Origin of the sequence: Halomonas sediminis (assembly GCF_044871105.1) — a bacterium.
Classification (GTDB): domain Bacteria; phylum Pseudomonadota; class Gammaproteobacteria; order Pseudomonadales; family Halomonadaceae; genus Vreelandella; species Vreelandella zhuhanensis.
In genome coordinates this window covers 1,185,936-1,207,838 of record NZ_CP085246.1, presented here as the reverse complement: position 1 = coordinate 1,207,838, position 21,903 = coordinate 1,185,936, and the positions used below count along the sequence as shown (strand labels likewise).

Genomic DNA, 21,903 nt, shown 5'->3' with positions numbered 1-21,903 from the left:
TGAATCGAAGAATCGGTCACGCGGTGTCTCCTTGAAATGCTAGGGCCATGCAGCCGGTTGCCAGGCGTTGGGTGGCATCCAGGCGGGCGGCCTGGCGTGCCTTGGCAGCCATGGTGGCCAGTGTCTCTAGTTTGAGCAGCTGAGTCAGCTGCCTCTTGAGTTCGTCTTCAGAGAGTGCCGATTGCACCACACAGACGGCGGCACCGGCATTTACCAATACCTGGGCATTGATTCGCTGATGGTCATCCACGGCATAAGGGAACGGTACCAGCAATGAGGGCTTGGCAGCGGCAGCCAGCTCCGCCACCGTCAAGGCACCGGCACGGCACACCACCAGGTCGGCCCAGGCGTAGGCTTCCGCCATATCATCGATAAAGGCGCTGACCTTCGCCGGCATCCCATATTTCCGGTAGCGCGCCAAGGTATCCTCGTCCCGGTCACGTCCGGCCTGATGCCATACCTCGGGACGCTGCTCGGTGGCAAGCGCGGCCAATGCCTGCGGCAGACGTTCATTTAGCGATACCGCCCCAAGCGACCCCCCGACCACCAGCAGGCGCAAGGGGCGTTTCTGCATCTCCTCGACCGTACGGGGACTGTTCCCCAATGCGGCGATGTCTTCACGCACCGGGTTACCGACGACCTCCGCCCGGTCACCGAATGCGTCAGGAAAAGCCGCATAGGTTTGCCGAGCCAGACGTGACAACACGCGATTGGTTAATCCGGCCACGGCATTTTGCTCATGCACCACCAACGGTTTGCGACACAGCCAGGCGGCAAGCCCCCCGGGGCCGCTGGCGAACCCTCCCATTCCCACCACCAGTTGAGGGTCGAAGTCAGTGATCACTCGGCGCGCTTGCCACACCGCACGGCTGAGATTGAGTGGTGCTTTGAGCCAACCACTCAGCCCCTTGCCTCTCAAGCCGCTGATAGCGACATGATGCAAGGGAATACCCGCTTCGGGCACCAGACGGTTTTCAATCCCTTTTGGACTTCCCAGCCACTGCACTTCAACGCCCTGGGCGCTTAATGAGCGCGCCAGAGAAAGCGCGGGAATCACATGGCCACCGGTTCCCCCCGCCATGATTAGAATGCGCCGAGCTGATGTCGTAATCACTGTTTGCTCCTTTGAACCGATTGCGACCTGACACCGCTCCGCGACAGCCGAGGCTCATGACGCGCCTTGTAAGGGGTGGATGCACGCTGGGGTTGACGACGAGTTTCAGCATCGGCGCGCAGCAAAAGTCCCAGCATGATGCCGGTAACCAATAGACTCGAGCCGCCATAACTCACCAGCGGCAGCGTCAATCCCTTGGTAGGTAATAGGCCTGAGCTCACCGCCATGTTGATGAAAGCCTGAGCGGCAATGATAAAACCGATACCGTAACTCATGTAGGAGGCGAACAGGTGGCCGGCCATTTCCGCGCGCCGCCCGATCAACATGGCCCGGACAATCAGCAGGGCGAAAAGCAGCACCACGCTGATTGCCCCCAGCATACCCAGCTCTTCGGCCACCACGGCGAAAATGAAGTCGGTATGCGCTTCGGGTAGGTAGTGCAATTTCTGTACGCTGTTACCCAAGCCGGTGCCGGTCACATGGCCACGCCCGAAGGCAATCAGCGCCTGAGTCAATTGATACCCCGTGGCGAATTGATCCGCCCAAGGGTCGAGGAAACTGGTCCAACGCGCCAAGCGATAGGGCTCATTGGCCACCAGCAGCACTGCGCCTGCAGCCAAAAAGCCACCGCTTCCCAATAGTAACGTCAAGGAAGCGCCAGCCATCATCAACATGCCTATCACGCAAGCGGTAAATACCACCATGCCCCCGAAATCCGGGGCCAGAAACAATAGCCCTATAGGTACGGCGAGCACCGCCAGAGGGCGCCACAAACTGAAGGCACGATGGCGTAGCTCATAGGCAAATCGCGACATGAACGCGGCCATGTAGATAATCACCCCCACCTTGGCAAACTCGGAGACCTGCAAACTGGGTAGTGGGCCGGGCAAGGCAATCCAACGTTTGCTGCCGTTGATCTCCTGACCGATCACCAGGACCAGGAGCAACATGGCGATGCTGATGACCAGCAACAAGCTGGCATTCTGTCGCCAGACCTCAAGGGGAACACAGAGCGTGAAAAACAGCGCCCCGATGGCCACTATCAGGAAGACTCCATGTTGCTTGCTGTAGTGATAACTGTCTTCCAACAAGCCGATGGAAGCCGAACTGACCATCACCCAGCCCAGTCCCGCTAACAATATCGCGGCCAAGATCAACCACACATCGCACGGAAGTTGGCGGGTTGAAACCGCTTGGCAAAAACGTTTCCAGCGATTCATGTCGCCTCCTGCTGGCTGGCCTGGGTCGCCAACCTGGACACTTCGCCGCGAAAGATATCGCCACGTTCCTGATAGTTGGCAAATTGATCGAGACTCGCACAGGCCGGAGACAGCAACACACAATCTCCTGGCTCAGCGACGGCATGGGCAGCTTGAATGGCCTGGTGCATCTGGTCCATTTTTTGAACATCGACACTGTCTTTCAAGGCCGCGCAGAGATGTTCTGCATCAGTCCCGAACACCAGCACCAAGCGAGCACAGCGGGACAAGGGGCCGGCAAGCGGCGTGAAATCCGCCCCCTTGCCCACGCCTCCCGCCAGGAGAATCAACCGCCCGGAAAGAGTACCGCCGATCCCTTCGATGGCTGCCAGGGTAGCGCCCACATTCGTGCCCTTGGAGTCATTGATCCAAGTGACGCCGTTGATCTCACCCACCACCTCGGTACGATGAGCAAGCCCCTTGAAGCGCTTCAACACCTCGAGCATGGCGTTGCGCTTGAACCCCAGGGCCTGACCCATCGCCAGAGAAGCCAAGGCATTGGCCTGATTATGGCGTCCCGGCATTTTCAACTCGGCTATCGACAACCAAGGCGTGGCGCCTTGCATCAACCAAGGCTCGCCTGCCTGGTCGGCGATACCCCATTGATTCCCCTCGGGGGGGTTCAGGGTAAAACACGCCTGTGAAACAACCGGGCGAGACGGCCAAGTATAAGCATCATCGGCATTGACCACCCCATGTTGGGCACCGTTAAAAATGCGTTGCTTGGTGGCCTGATATGCCTGCATATCCCCATGGCGGTCGAGATGATCTTCACTCAGGTTGAGAAAGGCCGCGCTTGCCGCGCCCAGATGCGGCGTGGTTTCCAATTGAAAGCTGGAGAGTTCCAGAATATACAGCGGTGCCTCGGGCTCATCGGCGAGCAGATCGAGTGCCGGCGTGCCCAGGTTTCCGCCCACGGCAGCCTTTATGCCGGATTCCACCGCCATTTCTCCCAACAGGGTGGTCACCGTGGACTTGGCATTGGATCCGGTAATCGCCGCAATCGGCGCCTTGGCAGCGCGTACGAACAGCGCGATTTCACCCACCAGACGCGGCTCCCCGGTAACGGGATTGATTTGCTCCGTCAACATTTCCAGCCCCGGTGCCATGGGGTCAATGCCGGGGCTGAGCACCACTTCTTCCACTTCGGAAAGATCCAGTTCAGAGAGCGCGCCGCAATGCACCTTCACGCCGGGATGAGCGACGTGAAATTCGTCAATGCCCGGCGGAGTGGCCCGCGTATCCGCCACCATGAAAGCGACCTGGCAACGTTCGAGATGGCGACAAATCGCCCGCCCAGAAATGCCAAGCCCGACCACCAGTGTCAAACCCTTGGGTACCTTGACCATCGAAGGTTCCTTGTCGCCTTGAACGGCGCCCGACAGGCGGTTCAACGAAGCTTGAGTGTCGCCAGGCCCAACAGCACCAGTACCACGGTGATGATCCAGAAACGCACGATCACGCGAGGCTCCGGCCAGCCCTTGAGTTCATAATGGTGATGTAGCGGGGCCATGCGGAAAATGCGTCGCCCGGTGAGTTTGTAAGAGCCCACCTGCAGTATCACCGACAACGTTTCCACAACGAAAATGCCACCCATGATGAACAGTACGATTTCCTGACGCACGATCACCGCCACGACACCTAGCGCCGCCCCCAGCGCCAAAGCACCTACGTCACCCATGAACACCTGAGCGGGATAGGTATTGAACCAGAGAAACCCCAGCCCGGCCCCGGCGATCGTGCCGCAGAATACCGCCAGTTCGCCGGCACCTGGAATAAACGGCATGTGCAGGTAGTCGGCAAAGACGCTATTACCGCTGACATAGGCGAATACTGACAGTCCCATGGCCACCAGTACCGTCGGCATGATCGCCAGGCCGTCAAGGCCGTCGGTCAAGTTGACCGCATTGGAACTGCCCACGATCACGAAATAGGTCAGAACGATATAAAACAGCCCCAGGGGTAGCACGAAGTCCTTGAACAGCGGCAGGATCAGGCTGGTTTCCACCGGACTTGCCGCTGTAAAGTACAGCAGTCCCGCAGCGCCCAACCCCACGACAGACTGCCACAGATACTTCCAGCGGGCCGGCAAGCCGCGGGGATTCTTCTCCACCACCTTGCGATAATCATCGACCCAGCCAATTGCGCCAAAGCCGAGCGTGACGCCCAGCACGATCCATACATAGTGACTGCTCAAGTCGCCCCATATCAGCGTACTGAAGGCAATCGCCAACAAGATCATGACGCCGCCCATCGTCGGCGTTCCCGCCTTGGATAGGTGCGATTGCGGACCATCGTCGCGAACGGCTTGGCCGATCTGCCCCTCGACCAGGCGCCGAATCACCCAGGGCCCTAGCCACAAGCAAATCAACAAGGAGGTCAAGGCACCCAGAATGACGCGCAAAGTAAGATAATTGAATACCTGAAACGCACTTTGAAAATGCGCTAGAAAATTCGCCAAATAAAGTAACATGAACGGCGTTTACCTTGGTTTATCCGAACGTAATGCAGCAACGACAGTGTCCATTGCCGCACTACGCGATCCCTTTACCAGAAGACTGGCTCCGGACGGCAGAGTATTAATGACATGGCGCACCAGCGCCGCATGATCGGTGAAATGTTGCCCTCCAGCGCCGAATGCCCGGCTAGCCGCCTGCGCTGCCTCACCGAAGGTCAACAGGACCTCGATTCCCAGAGCTTGGGCCTGCTCACCGACCTCGCTGTGCAGACGTTCAGCCTCGCTTCCCAGCTCACCCATGGCGCCGAAGGCACACCAATGCGGGCCGGGCAGGCTTGCCAGCGTTTCCAGAGCGGCTTGCATCGCGCCGGGATTGGCATTGTAACTGTCATCCAGAATGCATGCACCGTGCGGCCCGTCTACCGCACACAGCCTGCCCGGCAAGGCGCTCACCTGACTCAAGCGGAAAATTACCTGAGAGGGCTCGACTCCCAAGGCCAGCGCAGCCGCCGAAGCGGCCAGTGCATTACTCACATTATGCTTGCCCAATAAAGGCAATGACACCCGACCAAGCTCGCACCCCGCCGCCGCCAGCGTGAAAGCATAGCGTCCCAAGGCATCACAGGAAAGCGCCCGAGCGTGAACCCGGGCACGCTCATCCAGACCGAAACTCCATACTTGGCGAGGCGCGGCAAGCGCCGCCCAGAAGTGGTAATAGACATCATCCAGATTGAGCACCGCCACTCCATCCGCCGAGAGACCTGTGAGTATCTCGCCTTTGGCCTGGGCGATATTCCCCATCCCGCCAAACTCGCCTATATGGGCGCCGGTAACATTGGTGATAACTGCCACCTGCGGCTTGGCCATGGCAGTCGTCCAGGCGATTTCCCCCAAGTGATTGGCGCCCAGCTCGACTACCGCCGATTGATGACACTCATCAAGCTCCAGCAGGGTCAGTGGCGCCCCGATAGCATTGTTGAGATTACCCTGGGTGGCCAGGGTCGTTTCGCGGCCGCCCAGCAGTACTGCAAGAATTTCCTTGACCGTGGTCTTGCCGCTATTGCCGGTCACCGCCACCAGCGAATTGCCCCAGCACTCGCGCCGGTAACGTCCCAATAGCCCCAGCGCCAGCTGCGTATCGCTACACTGAATTTGTGGCAATATGTCTGCGACCGGCCTTGCCACCAGGGCGGCGGCGGCACCCTGCTCGCGCGCTTGGGCAATGAAATCATGAGCATCAAACCGCTCGCCTTTCAGCGCCACGAACAAGCACCCAGGAACCACCCGGCGGGTGTCGGTGACGATAGCGGTAAATGCCAGATCCTCCGCTGGCGGTGGTATAGCCAGCGCTTGAGCCACCTCTGCAAGCGTCCACAATCTCATGATGCACGCCGCCGAGCCAGCGCCTGTTGTACTTGCTCGTCATCGGAATAGGGGTGACGGACGCCATCGACTTCCTGATAGGTTTCGTGGCCTTTGCCAGCAATCAACACAACGTCTTCGGGTGCCGCCAAAGCCAGCACCTGAGCAATTGCCTCGCGGCGACCGGCAATGGATAACACGTTTTCCCGCGCCTCAGGGGTGAACCCTGCTAGGATCTGCTCGCGAATCTGTGCAGCGGATTCCCCACGTGGGTTATCGTCGGTTACCACTATCTTGTCGGCATGCTGCTCGACAACTCGGGCCATTTGCACACGCTTGCCCGTGTCACGCTCACCGCCGCAACCGAAGACACACCACAAGGCGCCCTGGTCACCCAGATGGGCATGCAGTGCCTGCAAGGCATTGTCCAGCGCATCCGGCGTGTGGGCATAATCGATCACCACCCCAGGAGAGCCTGATTGACGTATCAACTGCATGCGCCCGGGTACCGGCAACAGTTTTTCGGCAGCGGCGAACAGCGAAGACAAAGGCTCACCCAAGCCATAAAGCGTAGCCATCGCCAGCAAGACGTTATCCAGGTTGAAGCGCCCCATCAAGGCGAGCGATAACCCCATCTCGCCTTCCGGGGTGGCCACTATTGCCTGCTGACCCAGCGCATGCGGCTGCCAGTCCAACACCCGTAGCGTGACGGCCTCGTCCTGCCCGACGGCCAGCACCCTGACGTCCTTAGAGCAGCCCGCCAGCATCAATCTCGCCAGAGGGTCATCGGCATTGACCACCGCCAGCATCAGTTCGGCGCGGCGAAACAGCTTGGCTTTGGCGGCGGCATAGGCGGCCATGCTGCCATGATAATCAAGATGATCACGGCTCAGGTTGGTGAAGACACCGACTTTCACATTCACCGCATCGAGCCGCTGCTGATCGAGCGCATGAGAGGAAGCCTCAAGCGCGATGCGTGTCACGCCCTGTTCGGCAAGCTCCGCCAGCCTGGCCTGCAATGCCAAGGGACCAGGGGTCGTTAATCCGCTGTCTATCAGAGCGCCCCAACGACCCACACCCAAGGTACCGACTACCCCCGCCGACGTGCCCAACTGCTCGCTGAGAGCGGCGATATAATGTGTGACCGAACTTTTCCCGTTGGTCCCCGTGACGGCCATGACATCCAGTGAATCGGCCACCTTGTATAGCACCCGTCCCAGCTCCCCCAGGCGCATGCCGAGATGGGGCAACTGAATGACGCATCCATCCACCTTGACCTCGCCACTTTTCACATGCGCCAGCACCAATGCCGCTCCCGCCGCCAGGGCGGCCTCGATATACTCACGACCGTCATATTGAGTGCCGGCCACGGCAACGAACACATCGCCTTGGCTAACGCAGCGCGAATCCATCACCAGGCGCACCCTGTCCGGTAGCGGCGGAAGAGTTGAAGGGAAGGTGGCGGTAGGCCATAGGGAGCGTAAAGCGATTAAGAGGTCATTAGGGGATGGCAGCATAAGTTCTCCTGAAGCGATATTAACGCGTCTGTTGGTCCGGCGGCACATCCAGCAAGCGAAGCGCATTGCCGGTCACACTGGAAAACACCGGTGCCGCCACTGCGCCTCCATAGAATTCCCCTGCCTTGGGGTTGTCGATCATCACCACGGTCACGATGCGTGGGTCGGATATCGGTGCGATACCCACGAAAACACTGCGGTAGGCATTTTCTGCGTAACCTTGACTGTTATTCTTGCGAACGGTGCCGGTCTTGCCTCCCACCCGATACCCATCGACCCGTGCCCGACGCCCCCCTGAAGAAGCTCCCACGGAGGTTTCCATGACTTGCAGGAGATCATGGGCAATCGCTGGCTCAATTGCCGGTATCCCGGCAGGCGCTTGGGAAAGGCGCAACAGAGAGGGCGGCAAACGTTCTCCACCATTGGCTATCGCCGTGTAAGCACTGGCCAGTTGCAAAGCGGACACCGACAAGCCGTAACCATAGGAAAGAGCAGCACGCTCGCTGCGCGACCAGCGCACCGGTGCCGGCAGACTTCCCGTGGCTTCACCCGGAAAGCCGGTACCGGGGCTTTGTCCAAGACCCAGTTGATTGTACTTTTCCCAGATAGTGGTATCGGATAACTCCAAGGCCAGACGTGACATGCCAATATTGGAAGACTTTTCCAGAATGCCTGCCAAGTCCAGCTCCCCGTAATCACGGATATCATGGATGGTAAACCGATCGATACGCATCCACCCAGGTGAGGTATCCACCACCACGTCGCGATCGAAGACGTCACTTTCCAGAATCGCCGCCATAGCCAGAGGCTTGACCACCGAACCCGGTTCGAACACATCGACAATGGCTTGGTTACGCAACCCGCGCGGGTCGAGCCCTGCGCGATTGTTGGGGTTGTAGGAAGGCAGGTTGGCCATCGCCAGTACTTCACCGGTGTGCGCATCCATCATCACCAGCATGCCGCCGTCGGCGTCATGCTCCGCCACTGCCGAGCGCAGTTCACGATAGGCCATGTATTGCAGACGCTGATCGATGGAAAGCGTCAGCTCACCGCCCGGCTGTGCTTCTTTAACGACGCCCAGTTCGCGCACCAGACGGCCCCGCCGATCTTTAATGACTCGCCGCTGCCCCACATGGCCTGCCAAGTAAGATTGATACGCAAGCTCTAGCCCTTCCTGACCAAAATCATCGACATTGGTTACCCCTAACAACTGGGCTGCCACCTCGCCAGCCGGGTAATAGCGTTTGTATTCACGCTGAGGATAGACCCCAGGCGTGCGTAGATTAAGCACCCGCTGGGCATCATCGGGGGTCATTTGCCGGCGCAAATACATGAATTCATGCTCGCTATAGCGTGCCAACCGAGCATCGAGATTCTCTAGTGACATGCCCAGCGCCTGAGCCAGCATCATGCGCTGGATAGCATCCTCAGGTATTTCCTGAGGATTGGCCCAGAGCGTTACCACTGGCGTGGAAATGGCCAACGGCTCACCGTTACGGTCGGTGATCATACCGCGATGCGCGGGAATCGCTTCATGGCGCAGGGTACGAGCGTCTCCCTGGCTTTGCAGGAAGGGCCGGTCCACCACTTGCAGCAACACGACACGCCCCATCAATACCGCTGTCGCCACCAGAATGAGCCCCAGCATCAAAATGATGCGACCCCTGCCCAGCGGCGGCGCTACCGACGACTCTCGGGAAGTAACACTGTGGCGCGACATACTCATGGCCTGATGACCTCGACATCATGGACATCAGGAATACGCATACCCAGCCGCTGCGTGGCGATCTGCTCGATACGTGCCGGTGTCGACCAAGCCCCCTCTTCCAGCAGCAACTGGCCCCATTCGGTCTGCAACTGATTTTTTTCCTGCTCTAGTTGCTGCAATTGAGCAAATTGGGTGCGCGTCATATGGCTGGTCGCCACCACTGCCAAGGCCGACACCATACAGCCGACGAACAGGGCAGTGATGATGGCCGACCATAGACTGAGCCGCAGCTTGAAAGGCCACTCGTTATGCAGGGAAGCAAGAAGACGTCCGGGCTGGAGAAGTATCATCATGACCGCTTACGCCAGTTTTCGTGCCGCTCGCATGACGGCACTACGCGCACGTGGATTGGCATCGACTTCACTCGGCCCGGGGCGCTGGCCTTTGCCCAGACCTACCAGGCGGCGGTTGAGCTGATCATCGCGAAGCGGAACGCCACGTGGCACGTCAGTATCACCACGTACGTGCCGGCGAATGAAACGCTTTACTCGGCGATCTTCCAGGGAATGAAAGCTGATTACAACAAGGTGCCCGCCTGGAGCCAGCGCTTCAAGGGCGGCTTCAAGCGCGGCATCGAGCTGCTCAAGCTCTTGATTGAGATAAATGCGCAGGGCCTGGAAAGCCCGCGTGGCTGGATGTTTACCCTTTTCCCACGCCGGGTGAGCGGCTTTCAACACCTCGGCCAGATCGACAGTACGCTCAAAGGGCTTTTCACTACGGCGCTCCACCACCGCACGCGCCAAGCGTTTGGCAAAGCGCTCCTCACCATAGGTCTTGAATACCTGAGCGATTTCCGTTTCCTTGGCACGCACCAGGAAATCAGCGGCACTCTGCCCATGAGAGGGGTCCATGCGCATATCAAGCGGGCCATCGCGCATGAAACTGAAACCACGTTCGGGGTCATCCAACTGGGGGGATGATACACCGACATCCAGCAGCACGCCGGCAAGCTTGCCATGCACGCCCTGCTCCATTGCGAACTCACCCAAACGGGCAAAATCGCGCTGGGTAATGAAAAAACGCGGATCATCGAGGTGTCGTGCTTCTTCGATTGCCTGGGGGTCACGATCCATGGCCAACAACCGGCCGGAAGACCCCAGGCGCGCCAGAATGGCACGCGAATGGCCACCACGACCAAAGGTGCCATCCAGATAGACACCCTCGGGATCATTCACCAGTGCCTCCACGGCTCCGTCCAGTAACACACTGGCATGGCGAAAGCCGGAAACGACCTGTTCAGCGTCAGGTGAAGGCATGTACATCTCACACGGTTGAATGGGTGCACAAGCATGCAGCCCTGATAAGAGGGGGAGTCGGCCGATAAGCCGGGTTCTGTCGTGGACAGTCATTCCTCTAGGCATTGCGTCACCACAATGCTCAAGCAACCTACCCGAACCCAGCGCGGGCCACGCCAACGGGTTCCTATTTGGTCTTGCTCCGAGTGGGGTTTACCATGCCACGCACTGTTACCAGGCGCGCGGTGCGCTCTTACCGCACCCTTTCACCCTTACCGGCCTCGAAAGGCTTAGGCGGTCTACTCTCTGCTGCACTTTCCGTCGGCTCACGCCGCCCAGGGGTTACCTGGCACTCTGCCCTATGGAGCCCGGACTTTCCTCCCCTGAGGTTTTAACACCTCAGCGGCGACTGTCTGGCCAACTCCGGCGGCAAGCATACCAGTGCCTTGGCTTACCCTCAATCCCCGCTTTTGATTGCTTGCAGGCGCGCATACCAGACTTGCTTGCGTCCCCCCATCAAACGAGCTGCCACCGAGGCCGCCTGCTTGACGCCAACGCCTTCGGCAAGCAAGGCATCGAGTAACGTCTGGGCCTTTATTTCCTGGCATTCCGAATCCATCTCGGCCTTGTTGCCCTCGACCATCACTACAAATTCGCCGCGCGCCTGATTGGGATCTTCTTCGAGTGTTGCCAGTAATTCACTCGCGGTGCCTTGCAGGAAGGTTTCAAACGTCTTGGTGAGTTCTCGCGCCAACACGATGCGTCGCCCACCGAACTGTTCATGTAGGGCTTCCAACGTTGCCTGGATACGGTGCGGTGACTCATAGAACACCAATGTTTCCGCTCGAGCTTTCCTTTCGACCAACTGCTGGCGACGCGCACCTTGCTTGGCAGGAAGAAACCCACAGAACACGAAGCGGTCGGTAGGCAACCCCGCCCCGGAAAGTGCCGTGACCAAGGCACAGGCACCCGGCAGGGGCACGACATGACGGTTGCGCGCTCGTAATTCACGCACCAGCACGAACCCCGGGTCGCTGATCAATGGAGTACCGGCATCACTGATCAAGGCGATATTTTCGCCGGCTTCCAAGTAAGCATCCAATGTTTCTACACGCTGGGCTTCGTTATGCTCATGCAGCGACAGCATGGGAACCTTTACACCGAGATGCGTCAACAGCCGGCCGCTGTGGCGCGTGTCTTCCGCTGCCACTCGATCCACTTCCGCCAAAATGCGTGCGGCCCGGGGCGTCATGTCCTCCAGATTCCCAATTGGCGTGGCAACCACGTACAATGTGCCGGCCTTCTTGTGTGTCATCATGACTCCTGATTTGTGGATGGCTTGCACTAACGGTGCGCTATGCTTGTGCAATAGCTCACTAACAGGTGACTTACCAACGAAAGCGTAAACGGGAATTGAGGAAGGATACATGAAACATTCATTGCGTGGCCTGTTGGCCACCACGCTAATTACCTTGCTGGTCGCCGGTTGCACCCTACAACCTCCCTTCCCCGTAGATCGCCTTCCCGAAGGCGATCCCAACCAGCTATTGGAACAAGCCGCTCAGCAGGCCCCCGAGCAAGCAGCCATAACTCGCCTGGAAGCAGCCGATATTCTCGCTCGCCAAGGCCGGCGGGAGCAGGCCCTCGAGATTGCCGGCAACATCGAGGAAAGCAACCTTGCCCAACAAGCGCGCGTGCGCTGGGCATTGCTGTTTTCGGAACTGGCTAGAGGCGAAGACGACCCCAGAGCCGTTCTTAGAGCCACGCAAGTGCTGGATGATGAATTACCTATGAGTGCCGCCCAGCAACGAACCCTTGCTGAACGTCGAGACTGGGCCAGAGCTGTGCTGGACCAACCAGACCCTGCTCTCTTGGCATTGCCCGAATTAGAGGGCCAGGAAATTCGCCATATTGCGGTCTTTCTACCCGAAACAGGCCCGCTTTCCAATGTAGCCGACACGATTGCCATGGCCATGCAACGCCATCAGCAGCTGAGCGACACCTCGGTTCAGTTAAGCTTCATGAATACTTCTCGGGAAAGCCTGGATGCGCTCTATGACCGCGCACGCCAAATGGGTGCCCAGCTGGTGATCGGTCCACTCGACAAGGAAAAAGTCAGCCAGCTTGAGCAACGTGATAGCGTTCCGTTGCCTACACTGGCATTGAACTATGGCAGCGGCGAGCACAACCAGGCACGCCGTTTATTCCAATACGGCCTTTCTGCTGAAGACGAAGCACGCCAAGCCGCTGAGCGCGCCTGGCAGGACGGCCATCGCCAAGCTGCTCTCATGGTCCCCGACAATGAGTGGGGGCGCCGTGTCGGTGAAGCCTTCTGGAATCAATGGCAACGTCAAGGCGGCGACATCACCAATGCAATACGCTATCAGCCCGATAATGCCGTTTCCCCTGCGGTACGCACTGCCCTGAATGTCAGCGGCGAACGCGCTCGCCTGGGCAATATCGACATCCTGTTCTTGCTCGCCCTGCCCGAGTATGCCCGCCAGGTACCGCCTACGCTGGACTATTATTACGCTCAAAACCTGCCGATTTACGCAACATCCCATCTACACGAAGGTCGCCTGCAGCCACGGCTGGACAAAGACCTGGATGACGTGATGTTCATGGATATTCCTTGGCAGATTCCGGACGCTGCTGTGGGTGGTAAAGAAGCCTTACCGTTCTATAACACCTACCAGAGCCTGCAAGACAAAGCCGATGCCTCCATGTTTCGCTTGATGGCAATGGGAGTGGACGCCCTGGAAATCGCGTTGGGACTTGCTACTCCCGCCGTATTGGAAAATGGCCTGCAAGGCAGCACCGGCACCTTGCGCCTCACCGCTGACGGACGCATTCGCCGTGAGCTACCCTGGGCCAAATTCCAGAATGGCGTACCCCGCCCCATTCTGACTCCCGGCTTGAACCATGCCGACTGATCCAAAAACCGATTCACGAACGGCTCGCGCTCGAGGCGCGGCCATGGAACGCATTGCCGCTCAGTGGCTGGGCCAGCAAGGCTTGGTCTTGCTGGCCAGTAATCAGCACGCCAAGGGCGGCGAGCTTGACCTGGTGATGCGTGACGGCGAAACCCTGGTGTTTGTCGAAGTCAAACATCGGGTCACTAGTCGCTACGGCCATCCATTGGAAACCGTCACCCCGCGAAAGCAACAGCGTCTGGTGCGCGCAGCGCGTTTTTATCTGGCGCGCAACAAGCTATCATGTGGTTGCCGCTTCGATGTCTTGGCCGTCACCGGCACGCTTCCCGACCTGTCTTTTACCTGGGTCAAGGCAGCCTTCGATGCGTTTTGACCCCCTTTGGACCAGGAAGCCCTCATGGACTTTCAGACACGTATACTCGAGCACTTCAATGCCAGCATTGATACCAAGACCTACGCCAGCGAAGTGCTTCCTCCTTTCATCGAAGTAGCCAGTCAGATGATGGTGCAGAGCTTGGTTAGCGAAGGCAAGATACTCGCCTGCGGCAATGGCGGGAGTGCAGGCGACAGCCAGCATTTTTCCTCGGAGCTATTGAACCGATTCGAGCGTGAACGCCCCAGCCTTCCGGCATTGGCTCTGACGACCGACTCTTCCACCTTGACGTCAATTGCCAATGATTACAGCTACAACGAGGTGTTTTCCAAACAGATTCGCGCACTGGGCCAGCCCGGCGACGTCCTGCTGGCCATCTCGACCAGCGGCAACTCCGGCAACATCATTCAGGCGATTCAAGCCGCTCATGACCGAGATATGACGGTGGTTGCCTTGACCGGTAGAGATGGTGGCAATATGGCATCCTTGCTGGGTCAGGATGACTGTGAAATCCGTGTACCCGCGACCTCGACCGCCCGCATCCAGGAAGTACATTTATTAGTAATACACTGTCTGTGTGACCTGATTGATGAACAATTATTTGGTGGTACCGACTAGCGTGTTTGATGACACCGCCTTCAAATCCCAAGAACATCGCTGTAGCAAGGAGTGTATGCATGAGTTATCAATCACGTACTAGATGGATGGCAGCGGCCGGCGTCTGCCTGTCACTGTTGATCGGCGGCTGCGCCACCAATATGGCCGACCAAACCAATTATGGCCAACGCAGCGAGGACGTAGAAGCCATTGACAGCACAGTGGAGCGCGAAGTCGGCCGCGCCTTGGCACGCGCCGATGCTCGCCTGGACGATGCGCGCATCCGCCCGCACAGCTTCAATGGCAAGGTATTGCTGGTAGGGCAAGTGCCTAGCCAGGAACTCAAGGAACGCGCCGAGGAAGTCACCGAAAATTTGCGCGGTGTGAATGAAGTGCACAACGAGCTGACTGTGGCAGGCAACCTGTCGGCCAGCCAACGGCTAACAGATGCCTGGCTGACCACGAATGTCATTAGTCAACTTGCCACCAACGACCGTATCGACTCTTCCAAGCTTAAGGTAACCACTGAAAACGCCAGTGTTTATTTAATGGGCATTGTCAGCCGTGAAGAAGCGGAGCGTATTGTTCGGACGGTCTCCAACGTGAATGGCGTTCAGCGCATCGTCAAGGCATTCGACTATCTGGACTGATATTTCCAGATATAGCGCCCTCACTAGACAATAATGCTCAGCACAACAAAACGGGCCCCGACAATGTGTTTGCCAGGGCCCGTTTTGTTTTCAGCTATCCTAGCTTCCATCCATTACTTTATAACTCGCAACGTCGGGCGTTTTCTGGATGCCTTGCTATCCGAACTAGGCTTGTTGCTATCGGAGCTACCCGTGTCCTTCGGCTCAGCAGGCTCGGGCACCTCTTGATCCTCATTCCCCTCGGTCGGCTGGGTAATACTCAGCTCAGGGCGCCGGTTTCCACGAGATGCTGGCTCGCTTTCATTAGCCTCGCCAGAAGGAGCCAATACCGGCTCATGACCGAAGACCATTCCTACGCCATTCTCGCGCGCATAAATGGCAATCAGCGCCTCAGTGGGTATCATCACTTGCATCGGCTGGCCGCCAAAGCGTGCATTAAAACCAACAGCCTGGTTTTCCATGAAGAAATCGCGCACTGCCGTGGGCGCCACATTAAGCACGATTTGCCCATTCTGAACGAATTGGCGCGGCACTTCGACACCGGGCAAGTCCGCATCCACCACCAGATAAGGCGTCAGTTCATTGTCCAGTAGCCACTGATAAAGCGCTCTGGCGAGATAAGGACGGCTTGAATGCATCGCGCGCTCCTTCCTAGAGTTGAAAGCCCCGGTTTGAGTCTATCTCTCCGGAGCCGACGGGTTCAGGATCGCATTTCTTTTTCACGTTCGCTCAATGACGCCTTGAAGGCATCACGCTCAAAAACGCGCTTCATGTAGCTCAGTAATGGCTGCACCTGCTTTTCAGGCAACTCGATATTGAGATCGGGCAAACGCCACAAGATCGGCGTCAAGCAGCAATCTACCAGAGTGAATTCTTCACTCATGAAAAACGGCATGTCTTCAAAAATAGGTGAAATACCGATCAGGCTCTCCCGTAGCTCCTTGCGCGCCTTGTCCGCTTCTTTTTTTCCACCCGTACGGATCTGCTCGACCATGGGGCACCACTCACGCTCGATACGGTGCATCCACAAACGACTTTGCGCTCGCGCCACCGGGTATACCGGCAGCAGCGGAGGATGCGGAAAGCGCTCATCCAGGTATTCCATCATCACCTTGGATTCATACAACACTAAATCACGATCCAGCAGTGTCGGAACACTGTTATAGGGATTCAGGTCAGCCAACTCTTCCGGCGGTTGTTCGTCGTTGACTTCCACAATATCCACGGCGACGCCTTTCTCGGCCAGCACGATACGCACGCGATGACTGAAATGATCATCACTGCCTGAATAAAAAATCATCGACGACCGTTTGGCCACAACACCCATGAAACCATCCTCGCATCAAATCAAGCGTTGATAATAACATGCCCACACCAAGTTAGGCGAAGACATGTACCAGCATTCACTCTATATAAAAACACAAAGGGCGCGCGGTTTTCACCGTGCGCCCTGATGATCTGATCAGTCAATGATCAGTGTACGTCTCGCCAATACTCGCGTTTGAGCAGATAAGCGATAACTCCGAAAATAAAGATGAATATCAGCACCTTGGGAGCCAAGGCTTGAGCCTGGAGCTTGGAAGGCTCACCGACGTAAGCCAGAAAGTTGGTCAGGTCGTAGGCCACTTCTTCGAACTCAGCCGGCTCCATGCTGCCCGGCTGAGTCACTTGAAGTACGCCACAGGCCTGGTACTTGCCCGTCAAGGGATCAAGCTCAGCGCCTTCGACAGGACGATCCACCGCGGCACAGACCTTCTCCTGAACCCCCTGCAAGGGCTCAAGCACGTTAGGCATGGCCACCAACTCGAAGACTGAATTGTTGACCCCGAAAGGACGACTTGGATCCTTGTAGAAACTCAGCAGGTAAGAATAAATCCAATCGGTGCCTCGCACCCTTGAGCGCAGCGTCAGGTCCGGCGGCGGCGCACCAAACCAGTTTTCACCATCTTCATTCTTCATGGCGTTATGCATCTGGTCATTGAAGGCCAGGCTGGACGAGAAGATTAAATTATCTTCCACCAGATCCTGTGGTATCCCCAGATCTTCCGCAGCCCGCGCAAAGCGTTGATGCTCCAAGGAATGACAACCCATGCAATAGTTTACATAAAGCTTCATCCCACGCTGAAGTGAATCCTGATCCTGCAGATCGGGCGTCATCGAGTGAGGAAGGTCCCCTCCGCCAGCCCCCCATGCCGTGAAAGGCATCAGGGCAAATAGCAGTGCAAACAGTTGCTTTTTCATTAGCCAGTCACCCTTTCCGGAACGGGTTTGGTCTTCTCCAGCTTGGTGTATATAGGCATCAGCATGAAGAAGGCGAAGTACAGGGCAGTGCAAATCTGAGCCACCACAGTGCGCGCAGCTGTTGTCGGCAATGCCCCGAGAATTCCCAGGATGATGAAGCTTATGGCAAATACCGCTAGCGCCACCTTGGACATCCAGCCTTTGTAACGAATGGACAGAACCGGGCTACGGTCCAGCCATGGCAGCACGAACAGAACCGCAATGGCACCGCCCATAAAGAGAACGCCGAGGAACTTTGCATCCAGGCCGAACAGGCTGAACGTAATGGCGCGCAGGATGGCGTAGAAAGGCGTGAAGTACCAAACCGGCGCAATGTGATCAGGGGTCACGAGTGGGTTGGCAGGTTCAAAGTTAGGCTTCTCGAGGAAATAGCCCCCACCTTCCGGAAAGTAGAAGATTACAACAGCGAAGACAAACAAGAAAATGGCAATACCCACCAAGTCCTTCACGGTGTAGTAAGGATGAAAGGGAATGCCATCCAGCGGCTTGCCGGTTTCATCTTTCTTAGCCTTGATATTGACCCCATCCGGGTTGTTGGAACCCACCTCATGCAAAGCAATAATGTGCAGCACTACCAGTGCCAGAATAACGATGGGCAACGCCACCACATGCAAGGCAAAGAAGCGGTTCAAAGTGATGCCGGAAATCAAAAAGTCACCGCGTATCCACTGGGTAAGATCTCCACCGATCACCGGAATCGCTGAGAACAGCGAAATGATTACTTGGGCTCCCCAGTAGGACATCTGCCCCCAAGGCAAGAGGTAACCCATGAAAGCTTCCGCCATCAAGGCAAGGTAAATTGCCATGCCGAAGATCCAGATCAACTCACGCGGCGCCTTGTAGGAGCCATACATCAATGCCCGAAACATATGTAGATAGATCACTGCAAAAAATGCCGTGGCCCCGGTGGAATGCATATAGCGGATCAACCAACCGAATTCGACATCCCGCATGATGTATTCAACGGAGGCAAAGGCACCTTCAGCAGAAGGGTTGTAGCTCATGGTCAACCAGACACCGGTGAGTATCTGATTGACCAGCACCACCATGGCCAACACACCGAAAATATAGAAGAAATTGAAATTCTTGGGAGCGTAATACTGGGTCAGGTGCTCCTGAACCATCTGTGTGGCGGGAAAGCGGTCATCAATCCAGCGCATGAAGCCGCTTTCCGCCTTGGCTTTGTTCGGGTTACCCATCAGGCAGCCTCCTCATCTTCGCCGACGATAATGTCGTCGCCTTCAAAGCGGTACGGGGGCACTTCCAGATTGGTGGGTGCCGGCACATTGACGAACACACGGCCCGCCAGGTCAAAGTAGGAACCGTGGCATGGACAGAAGAAACCACCCGGCCAGTTATCGGTTACTGCCGCTTCAGGCTCGGGGCGATACAAAGGCGAGCAACCCAAGTGAGTACAGATACCGATCAAAACACCGATTTCCGGACGAATGGAGCGCAGCTCACTAGAAGCATATGCAGGCTGCTGCGGAACACTTGAATCTGGATCAGCCAACCGCTCCGATTCGATACCCAAGGTACGCTCAAGCATTTCGGGCGTACGATTGATAACCCATATGGGACGTCCACGCCACTCGACGGTCATCCGCTGCCCCGCTTCAAGCTTGGAAATATCTGCTCGAACCGGCGCACCCGCCGCTCTCGCCCTGGCACTGGGCTGCCAGGAAACCACAAAGGGGACCGCAACCCCGACAGCACCTACCGCACCTACCACGGTAGTAGCGCCCACGAGGAAACGGCGCCGGCCTTTGTTTACGCCGTTATCTGCCATTAAGGTTTCTCCCATCAGCTTATCCGCTACGTTACCCCAAGGAAGGCATTCCGGGGCGACGGATATCAAATGTGCTCTATGTTAAAAAATCATGCCGCTTCGCACAAGGACAAGAAGCCTTGACTAAGGTGGTAGAAAGAACATAATCCACTGATATTAAAACAAAAACGCCCAGGCCAATAGACCCGGGCGTTTTGCCGCATAGCGTAAAATTAACGCTTGGAGAACTGCGGGCGACGGCGTGCTTTGCGCAGGCCGACTTTCTTGCGTTCAACCTGGCGCGCATCGCGCGTTACATAACCAGCTTCACGCAGGGCAGGACGGAAGTCCTCGTTATACACCATCAAGGCACGTGTGATGCCGTGACGGATAGCCCCTGCCTGTGAAGAACCACCACCACCGGCGACAGTGACGTAGGCGTCGAACTGGTTCAAAGTGTCGGTCAATTCGAGCGGCTGACGAACCACCATACGACCGGTAACCCGACCGAAATATGAATCCAGGTCGTGATTATTGACGACGATCTTGCCGGAGCCCGGCTTCAGAAACACACGGGCAGTGGAAGTCTTGCGGCGCCCGGTACCATAATACTGTTGAGTCATGGCGAAGCTTTCCTCAGAGGTTCAGTTCAAGCGGCTGCTGGGCAGCATGCGGATGCTCGGCACCGGCATATACTTTGAGCTTGGTGTACATGGCACGGCCCATGGGGCCCTTGGGCAGCATGCCCTTGACCGCAGACTCGATAACGCGCTCGGGAGCGTAAGCAATCATCTTGTCGAAGGTCATGGAACGCAGGCCGCCCGGATAACCGGTGTGGCGATAATAGGTTTTCGCCTTGGCCTTGTTACCGGTCACATGGACTTTCTCGGCGTTGATCACGACGATGTAGTCGCCAGTATCAACGTGAGGGGTAAATTCGGGCTTGTGCTTACCGCGCAAACGGCGAGCAATTTCGGTAGCCAGACGACCGAGCGTCTTGTCCTTAGCGTCGACAACATACCAGTCGCGCTGGACGGACTGCGGCTTAGCACTGAACGTCTTCATGGATGGAATCACCAGATTAAGTGTATTGGGTTCTTTCCTCGATAAACCGAGGATAAACCGTCCCTATTTTTTTTGGTTGCGACTTCTGCTGGCTTGCCGCCATTAGAGCCAACAACGTAATGCTGTAATGCGAGGCGGTATTCTACATCAACCCTTGTCCCAAGTTAAGCACAACCAGCAACATTTCAGTCGTCACGGCAAGAGGCGCTCAAGGCTTGTGAGCCAAAGCCAGATATTCGTGGGACTGCATCTCCTCCAGGCGCGACAGCGTACGCTGGAACTCGAACTTCAAACGTCCATCCAGATATAGCTGCGCCACCGGCACTTCCGCCGACATCAACAGCTTGACACCCCGATCATAGAACTCATCGACCATATTGATGAAACGCCGTATCTGGTCATCCTTGCTTGCATCCATTTGTTTTACATTGGAGACCAGTACGGTATGAAACTCACGTGCAAGCTCGATATAGTCGTTCTGACTTCGCGGCCCATCACATAATTCGGCAAACTCGAACCACACTACGTCGTCATGAAGACAGCGCGCGGTGAGAACACGATGATTGATTTCCAAAGGAGCATTAGCTTCCCCTGGGTGACCGGCAATTTCACGAAAACTGCGCGCCAATTCCTTTTCGGCGGCTTCATCCAGCGGCGAATGAAAGATTTCCGCCCTCTCCAGGGCTCGCAGCCGATAATCCACACCCGAGTCGACATTGACTACCCGGCAATGACGCTTCAGCAGCTCGATTGCCGGTAGAAAGCGGGCACGCTGCAAGCCGTCCTTGTAGAGCTGATCAGGCACGATATTGGAGGTAGTCACCAGCACCACACCACGCTCGAGCAATGCTTCCAGAAGGTTTGCCAAAATCATTGCATCGGTGATGTCCTTGACGAAAAATTCATCGAAACAAATGACACGCGCCTCGGAGGCAAATTTTCCGGCAATCAAGGCCAAAGGGTTCTTCTCTCCCTTATAATGGCCTAATTCATTATGCACACGCTGCATGAAGCGATGAAAGTGCGTGCGCATCTTCTCGGGAAAGGGCAAGGCTTCATAGAAAGTATCCACCAGATAGGTCTTGCCCCGCCCTACTCCTCCCCAGAAATACAAGCCACGTATTGCGGGCTCCGAAAGAGCGCCGTTCGTATCAGGCTTTCTTCCCAACAACCCCGCCATGCGGGCCTTTAATCCTTTAGTCGCCACCACGGATTTTGGTGTAGGCGCGGGCGTCGCCACCAACTCATCGTACAATCGCTGCAAATGGGCAACAGCAGCTTCCTGAGCTGGGTCGTAGGCAAAGTCGTCCCGCGCCAGATCGGCACGATAGCGCTCTACTGGTGTAGCGGGCCTGGTCGCTCCCCGCTCGGTCGTTGGCGTTGCGTTCATCCAGCTTCCCCCGACGGCGTGAAATATAGATGGCGCAGTCACTCCGGCTGCGCCCTCAAGAGGCGATAATTATACGCCGACTGCATGCTAAGCGCATGATTGGATTGACCCGA

At 57.0% G+C, this 21,903-nt stretch carries 22 protein-coding genes and 1 other RNA gene; 4 read left to right on the top strand and 19 right to left on the bottom strand.

The genetic code is table 11. The annotated features are described in order from the left end of the window. Positions 1-16 precede the first annotated feature (16 nt). From murG to rsmI, 11 genes are all read right to left on the bottom strand, one after another. Positions 17-1,081, bottom strand: a complete 1,065-nt coding sequence (gene murG, locus LG290_RS05885; RefSeq protein ID WP_499837045.1) for an undecaprenyldiphospho-muramoylpentapeptide beta-N-acetylglucosaminyltransferase — start codon at positions 1,079-1,081, stop codon at positions 17-19. 29 nt (positions 1,082-1,110) lie between these two features. After that, positions 1,111-2,334 (bottom strand): putative lipid II flippase FtsW, encoded by a 1,224-nt coding sequence (gene ftsW / locus LG290_RS05880; protein ID WP_499836629.1) that lies wholly within the window; start codon positions 2,332-2,334, stop codon positions 1,111-1,113. After that, a complete protein-coding gene (murD, locus tag LG290_RS05875) occupies positions 2,331-3,722 on the bottom strand; it encodes a UDP-N-acetylmuramoyl-L-alanine--D-glutamate ligase (protein WP_499836628.1) in 1,392 nt (463 codons plus the stop codon). The genes ftsW and murD overlap by 4 nt, the downstream gene beginning before the upstream one ends. Positions 3,723-3,763: 41 nt before the next feature. Beyond that, on the bottom strand, positions 3,764-4,846 hold the full coding sequence (mraY, locus tag LG290_RS05870) for a phospho-N-acetylmuramoyl-pentapeptide-transferase (RefSeq protein ID WP_499836627.1): 1,083 nt from the start codon (positions 4,844-4,846) through the stop codon (positions 3,764-3,766). A 9-nt stretch (positions 4,847-4,855) separates the two neighbouring features. Continuing rightward, a complete protein-coding gene (locus tag LG290_RS05865) occupies positions 4,856-6,214 on the bottom strand; it encodes a UDP-N-acetylmuramoyl-tripeptide--D-alanyl-D-alanine ligase (protein WP_499836626.1) in 1,359 nt (452 codons plus the stop codon). Next, a complete protein-coding gene (locus tag LG290_RS05860; RefSeq protein ID WP_499836625.1) occupies positions 6,211-7,710 on the bottom strand; it encodes a UDP-N-acetylmuramoyl-L-alanyl-D-glutamate--2,6-diaminopimelate ligase in 1,500 nt (499 codons plus the stop codon). The genes LG290_RS05865 and LG290_RS05860 overlap by 4 nt, the downstream gene beginning before the upstream one ends. A gap of 19 nt (positions 7,711-7,729) precedes the next feature. Continuing rightward, on the bottom strand, positions 7,730-9,436 hold the full coding sequence (locus tag LG290_RS05855; protein ID WP_160417047.1) for a peptidoglycan D,D-transpeptidase FtsI family protein: 1,707 nt from the start codon (positions 9,434-9,436) through the stop codon (positions 7,730-7,732). Beyond that, positions 9,433-9,768 carry a cell division protein FtsL gene (gene ftsL, locus LG290_RS05850; protein ID WP_160417258.1) on the bottom strand — a complete coding sequence of 112 codons (336 nt, stop codon included), beginning with the start codon at positions 9,766-9,768 and terminating at the stop codon, positions 9,433-9,435. Before ftsL ends, LG290_RS05855 begins: the two co-directional genes overlap by 4 nt. A gap of 9 nt (positions 9,769-9,777) precedes the next feature. Next, complete coding sequence (gene rsmH, locus LG290_RS05845) at positions 9,778-10,734, bottom strand: 16S rRNA (cytosine(1402)-N(4))-methyltransferase RsmH (RefSeq protein WP_499836624.1); 957 nt, start codon at positions 10,732-10,734, stop codon at positions 9,778-9,780. A gap of 49 nt (positions 10,735-10,783) precedes the next feature. Continuing rightward, an RNA gene (gene rnpB / locus LG290_RS05840) (RNase P RNA component class A) lies at positions 10,784-11,138 on the bottom strand. A gap of 32 nt (positions 11,139-11,170) precedes the next feature. Beyond that, complete coding sequence (rsmI, locus tag LG290_RS05835; RefSeq protein ID WP_499837044.1) at positions 11,171-12,028, bottom strand: 16S rRNA (cytidine(1402)-2'-O)-methyltransferase; 858 nt, start codon at positions 12,026-12,028, stop codon at positions 11,171-11,173. A 112-nt stretch (positions 12,029-12,140) separates the two neighbouring features. Between rsmI and LG290_RS05830 the strand changes: the two genes are divergently transcribed. Genes LG290_RS05830 through LG290_RS05815 form a run of 4 tightly spaced genes read left to right on the top strand, consistent with a single transcriptional unit; the run spans position 12,141 to position 15,266 of the window. Next, on the top strand, positions 12,141-13,646 hold the full coding sequence (locus tag LG290_RS05830) for a penicillin-binding protein activator (RefSeq protein WP_499836623.1): 1,506 nt from the start codon (positions 12,141-12,143) through the stop codon (positions 13,644-13,646). Beyond that, positions 13,636-14,019, top strand: coding sequence for a YraN family protein (locus LG290_RS05825; RefSeq protein WP_160417051.1), 384 nt, complete (start codon positions 13,636-13,638; stop codon positions 14,017-14,019). Before LG290_RS05830 ends, LG290_RS05825 begins: the two co-directional genes overlap by 11 nt. 24 nt (positions 14,020-14,043) lie before the next feature. Continuing rightward, on the top strand, positions 14,044-14,637 hold the full coding sequence (locus tag LG290_RS05820; protein WP_160417052.1) for a phosphoheptose isomerase: 594 nt from the start codon (positions 14,044-14,046) through the stop codon (positions 14,635-14,637). Positions 14,638-14,696: 59 nt separating this feature from the next. Next, complete coding sequence (locus LG290_RS05815; protein ID WP_499836622.1) at positions 14,697-15,266, top strand: BON domain-containing protein; 570 nt, start codon at positions 14,697-14,699, stop codon at positions 15,264-15,266. Positions 15,267-15,379: 113 nt separating this feature from the next. Here the strand turns inward: LG290_RS05815 and LG290_RS05810 are convergent, their stop codons facing one another. The 8 genes from LG290_RS05810 to zapE form a co-directional block, all read right to left on the bottom strand. Continuing rightward, positions 15,380-15,904, bottom strand: a complete 525-nt coding sequence (locus LG290_RS05810) for a ClpXP protease specificity-enhancing factor (protein WP_499836621.1) — start codon at positions 15,902-15,904, stop codon at positions 15,380-15,382. Positions 15,905-15,966: 62 nt separating this feature from the next. After that, complete coding sequence (gene sspA, locus LG290_RS05805; protein ID WP_114487668.1) at positions 15,967-16,593, bottom strand: stringent starvation protein SspA; 627 nt, start codon at positions 16,591-16,593, stop codon at positions 15,967-15,969. A 146-nt stretch (positions 16,594-16,739) separates the two neighbouring features. After that, positions 16,740-17,507, bottom strand: a complete 768-nt coding sequence (locus LG290_RS05800) for a cytochrome c1 (RefSeq protein WP_499836620.1) — start codon at positions 17,505-17,507, stop codon at positions 16,740-16,742. Next, positions 17,507-18,766, bottom strand: a complete 1,260-nt coding sequence (locus LG290_RS05795; protein WP_499836619.1) for a cytochrome b — start codon at positions 18,764-18,766, stop codon at positions 17,507-17,509. Before LG290_RS05795 ends, LG290_RS05800 begins: the two co-directional genes overlap by 1 nt. Beyond that, positions 18,766-19,356 carry a ubiquinol-cytochrome c reductase iron-sulfur subunit gene (petA, locus tag LG290_RS05790; protein ID WP_499837043.1) on the bottom strand — a complete coding sequence of 197 codons (591 nt, stop codon included), beginning with the start codon at positions 19,354-19,356 and terminating at the stop codon, positions 18,766-18,768. The genes LG290_RS05795 and petA overlap by 1 nt, the downstream gene beginning before the upstream one ends. Positions 19,357-19,568: 212 nt before the next feature. Then, a complete protein-coding gene (gene rpsI / locus LG290_RS05785; protein ID WP_114487671.1) occupies positions 19,569-19,958 on the bottom strand; it encodes a 30S ribosomal protein S9 in 390 nt (129 codons plus the stop codon). Between the two features lie 13 nt (positions 19,959-19,971). After that, entirely contained in the window at positions 19,972-20,400 is a 429-nt protein-coding gene (gene rplM / locus LG290_RS05780) for a 50S ribosomal protein L13 (protein WP_114487672.1), read from the bottom strand. A 208-nt stretch (positions 20,401-20,608) separates the two neighbouring features. Further along, positions 20,609-21,790, bottom strand: a complete 1,182-nt coding sequence (gene zapE, locus LG290_RS05775; protein ID WP_499836618.1) for a cell division protein ZapE — start codon at positions 21,788-21,790, stop codon at positions 20,609-20,611. Between the last annotated feature and the right edge of the window lie 113 nt (positions 21,791-21,903).

Bases quoted from the DNA above. Each gene is read 5' to 3' on its own strand.
- rsmI (WP_499837044.1), bottom strand. From the start codon at position 12,028: ATGACACACAAGAAGGCCGGCACATTGTACGTGGTTGCCACGCCAATT.
- sspA (WP_114487668.1), bottom strand. From the start codon at position 16,593: ATGGGTGTTGTGGCCAAACGGTCGTCGATGATTTTTTATTCAGGCAGT.
- LG290_RS05855 (WP_160417047.1), bottom strand. From the start codon at position 9,436: ATGAGTATGTCGCGCCACAGTGTTACTTCCCGAGAGTCGTCGGTAGCG.
- petA (WP_499837043.1), bottom strand. From the start codon at position 19,356: ATGGCAGATAACGGCGTAAACAAAGGCCGGCGCCGTTTCCTCGTGGGC.
- LG290_RS05865 (WP_499836626.1), bottom strand. From the start codon at position 6,214: ATGAGATTGTGGACGCTTGCAGAGGTGGCTCAAGCGCTGGCTATACCA.
- murG (WP_499837045.1), bottom strand. From the start codon at position 1,081: ATGGCGGGGGGAACCGGTGGCCATGTGATTCCCGCGCTTTCTCTGGCG.
- LG290_RS05800 (WP_499836620.1), bottom strand. From the start codon at position 17,507: ATGAAAAAGCAACTGTTTGCACTGCTATTTGCCCTGATGCCTTTCACG.
- mraY (WP_499836627.1), bottom strand. From the start codon at position 4,846: ATGTTACTTTATTTGGCGAATTTTCTAGCGCATTTTCAAAGTGCGTTT.
- rpsI (WP_114487671.1), bottom strand. From the start codon at position 19,958: ATGACTCAACAGTATTATGGTACCGGGCGCCGCAAGACTTCCACTGCC.
- LG290_RS05815 (WP_499836622.1), top strand. From the start codon at position 14,697: ATGAGTTATCAATCACGTACTAGATGGATGGCAGCGGCCGGCGTCTGC.
- LG290_RS05860 (WP_499836625.1), bottom strand. From the start codon at position 7,710: ATGCTGCCATCCCCTAATGACCTCTTAATCGCTTTACGCTCCCTATGG.
- LG290_RS05795 (WP_499836619.1), bottom strand. From the start codon at position 18,766: ATGGGTAACCCGAACAAAGCCAAGGCGGAAAGCGGCTTCATGCGCTGG.
- LG290_RS05810 (WP_499836621.1), bottom strand. From the start codon at position 15,904: ATGCATTCAAGCCGTCCTTATCTCGCCAGAGCGCTTTATCAGTGGCTA.
- LG290_RS05820 (WP_160417052.1), top strand. From the start codon at position 14,044: ATGGACTTTCAGACACGTATACTCGAGCACTTCAATGCCAGCATTGAT.
- zapE (WP_499836618.1), bottom strand. From the start codon at position 21,790: ATGAACGCAACGCCAACGACCGAGCGGGGAGCGACCAGGCCCGCTACA.
- rsmH (WP_499836624.1), bottom strand. From the start codon at position 10,734: ATGCCTTCACCTGACGCTGAACAGGTCGTTTCCGGCTTTCGCCATGCC.
- rplM (WP_114487672.1), bottom strand. From the start codon at position 20,400: ATGAAGACGTTCAGTGCTAAGCCGCAGTCCGTCCAGCGCGACTGGTAT.
- LG290_RS05825 (WP_160417051.1), top strand. From the start codon at position 13,636: ATGCCGACTGATCCAAAAACCGATTCACGAACGGCTCGCGCTCGAGGC.
- LG290_RS05830 (WP_499836623.1), top strand. From the start codon at position 12,141: ATGAAACATTCATTGCGTGGCCTGTTGGCCACCACGCTAATTACCTTG.
- ftsW (WP_499836629.1), bottom strand. From the start codon at position 2,334: ATGAATCGCTGGAAACGTTTTTGCCAAGCGGTTTCAACCCGCCAACTT.
- ftsL (WP_160417258.1), bottom strand. From the start codon at position 9,768: ATGATACTTCTCCAGCCCGGACGTCTTCTTGCTTCCCTGCATAACGAG.
- murD (WP_499836628.1), bottom strand. From the start codon at position 3,722: ATGGTCAAGGTACCCAAGGGTTTGACACTGGTGGTCGGGCTTGGCATT.